This window comes from Phaeobacter italicus (genome assembly GCF_001258055.1).
GTDB lineage: Bacteria > Pseudomonadota > Alphaproteobacteria > Rhodobacterales > Rhodobacteraceae > Phaeobacter > Phaeobacter italicus.
Window position 1 is genome coordinate 1 of the sequence record NZ_CVRM01000027.1, and the last position, 4,368, is coordinate 4,368.

Here is a 4,368-nt window from a genome sequence, read left to right on the forward strand (position 1 = left end):
TCTCCCCGTTGTCGAAGGTAGTTTCGATTGTAATCCGTACGTCCATGGCAGCCCCACACGCAAAGAACTCACCTTAGCACGGGCCGCAACGACGAAGATGACCCCCATGTTTTGTCCACTCCCAACCTGTCCTTCAATCGCTTCATCAAGAAGCCGAGAAATGCTCCTCTGTTCGTTGACAGCATCGCCTCCGGACCAGTGCTTGGTGAACTGGTATTTAGGGGCGGCTGGTTGGTAGACCTATCCACAGTCTTGCTCCCTCTGTTTAAATCCGTCCAACGTCTCTTGCAGTGCTAACGTCAAAAATCGGCTTGATAAGTGTACACTAACGCAGAAACTAAGTTTTACTGGACCCATCAAATACCTCAGCTGTCTTCACTGTCTTGGTTGATCCATTAAGTACTCGGCCATGGCTGCAAGATCTGCGGCACTGAGAAACTGGGTTCCATGTAAAACGACTTCTCCCATGGCGTTGCCAAAGGCATCTCCGGATGGAGTCAGACCGGTCTTCAATGCATAAGCCAAATTGTCCGCATCCCATCCTTGTTCTTTAAGCGAAGATGTATCGATCGCAGGCGCTTTACCTCCACCTGGGATCAAGTCTGAACCCGCGAACTTCTCAGTTTCTTCTTTACGCCCTCCAGCCAAGTTGCGAGGTGTGTGGCAAGCACTGCAGTGAGTCGCTCCTTCGACCAACCATTTGCCACGATTCCAACTATCGCCTTTGCCCTCCACAGGTTCCGTATCGGGGTCGTGCATAAATGCTGCGCGCCACAACTTTAGACCAGCACGCTGATTGAACGGGAACATCATACTTGGCGCGACAGAAGGTTCCGCCACCGGTGGCACAGTTTGGAATGCCGCCCAGAGATCCGCGATGTCCTGATCTGAGAAGTCCGCATAGAACGGATAGGTGAAAGCGGGATAATAGGGCTCTCCCTCCGGGGATATACCCTGCCTTACCGCGACTGCGAACTGGTCGATTGTCCAATCCCCGATCCCGTGAACAGGATCTGTCGTTAGATTTGGCGAATACAATGTGCCAAATGGCGTCTCCAGAGCTATACCACCTGCCAGAGGAGCGCCGCCCTCTGGGTTGGTATGGCAAGCGATGCAGCCGGATGCTCTCGCAAGATAGGCTCCATTCTGAACATTGCCGTCCAGAGTCGCCAGTGAAGGCGACGGAGTTCGGGAAATCGGCCAAGCAGCGAGCCCAAGAAAGCCGATCACCGCAAGGGCGGCAAACAAGCCAAGGCCAATAGATAAGCGCTTCATGTTAGTTGGACTCGGCGCGGAATTTTGTATGACACGCCGAACATGCTTGGCCGACTTTTGCAAAGACCGCGTCGGCTGGCATCTGCGCAAGCATCTCGATGTCTATCATGCTGCCCGCGCCCATCATGCTGCCGGTGCCCATCATGCCGCCGGTCCCCATCATATTAGTGCTAGCTCCGTCCGCAGAACCTGATGCCGCCAGGCCATTTTCGGCAGCTTGGCCGAGACCTTTGCCAAGGCTCTCCAGTTGCATGGCAAGAACTTCAAACTGCTCCCAGTCGGTCCACACATCGTCTTTCGCCTCGGAGGGCATGCCACCGCTCCCTTCGGGAAAAAGCTTTGTCATTGCTTCTCCGGCATGTTCCTCGATCGTGCGTGCATATTCTCGGATAGCTTCGGCATTGTATTCGACGTTACCGCGCATCATGGGTGTAATCGCCTTTGTCGCCTTGCTCATAGCCACCATGCCGTCCATGCGTTCCTTTACGATCCCTGTGGCACCGCCATGCGCCCATACGAGACTTGCGGCGGAAATCGCGGCTAGTGAGAGTAAAAGGGTGGTCTTTTTCATTTGTATATCTCCATGGGGATTGTTTGATGAGGGTGAGATGCAGCAACTTCGCGATGACGGAATCAAATCGACGTTCCGTTTACGCCACTGAGAAGTTTTTGTGCCTCGGTCACGGTCAGCATTGACCTCGCGGTAATACATGTGCCGTGACCTCCAGCGTTCCGTGCCTGAAGTTCAAGAAAACAGTTGGATGGTCGCCTGGGCTGAGATCTTGTTTGAGATCAGTCAATCGCGCGCCGATGTGGGAACTCGAGACATCAAGTATTTCTCCTTCATCCACGCCAAATCCATTCTGCGTGATCGTCGAACCCACGAGATCTTTGAAGTATAACTCACCACCCAAAGACACATCGGATGCGACACCATCTAGGAACACCATCTCGGCGGAAATGTTCTCGAACACCATCTCAATCTCAGCGTCGCCATCTTGAAGACCGCTGGCAACGCACAGTTTGCTCACGTAGATGCCGTGAAGACCTTCCAAGGACTGTTCGACGCCATCCGCGTGTGCAGGCAGAACAGCTACCGTCGACCAAATTAGTCCCATCACCAAAGCTTGCCGGGCAAAGCGCATCATGAAGCTCCTTCGATTTCAAAGAATTGTGGGCGACTATACCGTTGCTTCAAGTTCAGCCCGTGGGTTACTCTTCCGCATTGCAGCAAGAAACTCTCATACTCCCTTGCTCGCAGCCTGACATCGGACGAATTCTGATAGTACAGAATGAGTTCCCGAAAAGGACTGGAAAAATCTTTGAAGGCCGCAATTACTGCCACCAAGGCCCCAAGTGATAGTTGGCCTTCAATGACAAGCCAGCCTCCAATCGAGTAGAGCAGAAAAGGCGTCAATGACATTAGAAAATTGCTGATTGCCTTTTGCAAATACTTCGCGCGCTGCAATTCAAGTCTCGTGTTTCTAAGCTTGTGGGCCGCTGAGAGTGTTTTGCGAGTGATGTATCGGCTGGATACATCACCGGTTTGCTCCCCGAGAACGTCTCCGAATGCGCGAACAGCGCGAATGCGGAGTCTCATCCGTTTGTTTACCCATCTTTGCAAAATGGGTATGATAAACAGTTGAACAGGTACTAATGTCATCGCTGCGGCTCCCAATATCGGGTCTTGGATGAACATGAACAGCAGGACAGTGACTAAGGTGCCGCCTTGAAATACAGGCGTCGCCAGAACATCTCCCGCAAACCCGCCGATAGGTTCAATTTCACTCGTCGATAGTGGGATGACTTCGGTTCTGCGCTGTCCTTCCGGTGCGCGTCGCCACGCCCGGTAAAGCACCAGGCGCAGCCGCAAAAGCGTTCGCTCTCCGATCTCCCCCTTCCTGACGTTAATACAGTACTTGATCGCGCCGCTCACGATCAGGGAAATAAGATACAAGACAGACAAGAGTCCAAGAAACTCTAGTTGTGTGTATTGAGAGTCAAAAACATCAATGGGGAAATGGTTTGATTCGATCGCACCGTTGACAATACGTTTTGGCAACTCAAGTGTCGCATACAGTACTGGTTGTGCTAACAAACCAAGAAATATAACGGTAACCTGTTCATGCCAGCGCAGCCCTATCAAGCGGCGAACAAGAGCAAACTCCCTACGATCTTCAATAGAAAATAGCCTGTTTTGAGCTATACTTCTGATAATCTGAGCAAGGAATATCAGGAAACCTAATAGCGTAGCGAGAGGCGCAATTACTAGAATAAGCTGCAGCGCCACATGCAGCCACTGGGGAGGGTTTTCAATGATGTGGAATCCTAACAGGTCCGCAATATGATGTGTCCAGCCGAAAAGACCAGAAATTGTAAACGCGTCGATTTCCAGAGCCGTACTCATTGGGTGTCCTTAATTCGGCCGGCAGAGAAGCGGCCCTGGAACCTAAACATCACGTCTATTGCTTCATAAGCTCTGTTACGATGTATTTTCCGTTGACTTGCTCAACGACAAAATGAATTTGAGTACCTTTACGAAGACCTTTCATCATCGAAGGCTTCGCAACTGCATAACCCATTTCCATCGCTGGCATGTTGATGTTTTCGAGTGGGCCGTGGTTGATGGTCACAACATTCGATTTGCGATCCAAGTTCGTAACGGTGCCCATCGACATGTCGTGGTCGCCGCCCGCCAATGACGCTGTTGCGGCAATTGCCAAAGCGGCTGCGAGTGAGAGAATTTTCATGTTTTGTTTACTCCTTTGTGATGTGGAAGATCGGTTGCTAGAGTCCAGGCTTTCTTGATTTCAAAACAGGCAAGCTTTGGAGTTTGGCTGAAAATCACCGAAGGATTTCACTCTGACTATCGGGTTGAGCCCGACGGCTTTGTTGAAGTTGGCAGTGTGAACGGCCCTGGCGTTTTTACCTTCGATATCCTGTGCTTTGCTTGGCTTTGAGCCGTGATCACGTCATGTCGATAAAGCTAAAAATCCCAAACAAATCAATACTACTAGGCCAGTTTGAAATGTATCAATTTGTAAGGTTTACACCGACGAACACGACCGATAGCTATCGTTCAGAAGATTGAAT

General features: G+C 51.1%; 5 protein-coding genes. All 5 read right to left on the minus strand.

Going from position 1 to position 4,368, the window contains the following annotated elements:
* Positions 1-375: 375 nt before the first annotated feature.
* The 5 genes from NIT7645_RS11310 to NIT7645_RS11330 all read right to left on the minus strand — a co-directional run bounded on the left by NIT7645_RS11310 (position 376) and on the right by NIT7645_RS11330 (position 4,025).
* The gene (locus tag NIT7645_RS11310) at positions 376-1,275 is read right to left on the minus strand and encodes a c-type cytochrome (RefSeq protein ID WP_046212312.1); all 900 of its coding nucleotides are present in this window, start codon (positions 1,273-1,275) and stop codon (positions 376-378) included.
* Between the two features lies 1 nt (position 1,276).
* On the minus strand, positions 1,277-1,846 hold the full coding sequence (locus NIT7645_RS11315) for a c-type cytochrome (protein WP_046212313.1): 570 nt from the start codon (positions 1,844-1,846) through the stop codon (positions 1,277-1,279).
* Between the two features lie 115 nt (positions 1,847-1,961).
* Positions 1,962-2,423 (minus strand): hypothetical protein, encoded by a 462-nt coding sequence (locus tag NIT7645_RS11320; RefSeq protein ID WP_050687158.1) that lies wholly within the window; start codon positions 2,421-2,423, stop codon positions 1,962-1,964.
* On the minus strand, positions 2,420-3,682 hold the full coding sequence (locus tag NIT7645_RS11325) for an ABC transporter transmembrane domain-containing protein (protein WP_050687160.1): 1,263 nt from the start codon (positions 3,680-3,682) through the stop codon (positions 2,420-2,422). The genes NIT7645_RS11320 and NIT7645_RS11325 overlap by 4 nt, the downstream gene beginning before the upstream one ends.
* A 55-nt stretch (positions 3,683-3,737) precedes the next feature.
* The gene (locus NIT7645_RS11330; RefSeq protein WP_050672442.1) at positions 3,738-4,025 is read right to left on the minus strand and encodes a copper-binding protein; all 288 of its coding nucleotides are present in this window, start codon (positions 4,023-4,025) and stop codon (positions 3,738-3,740) included.
* Positions 4,026-4,368 lie beyond the last annotated feature (343 nt).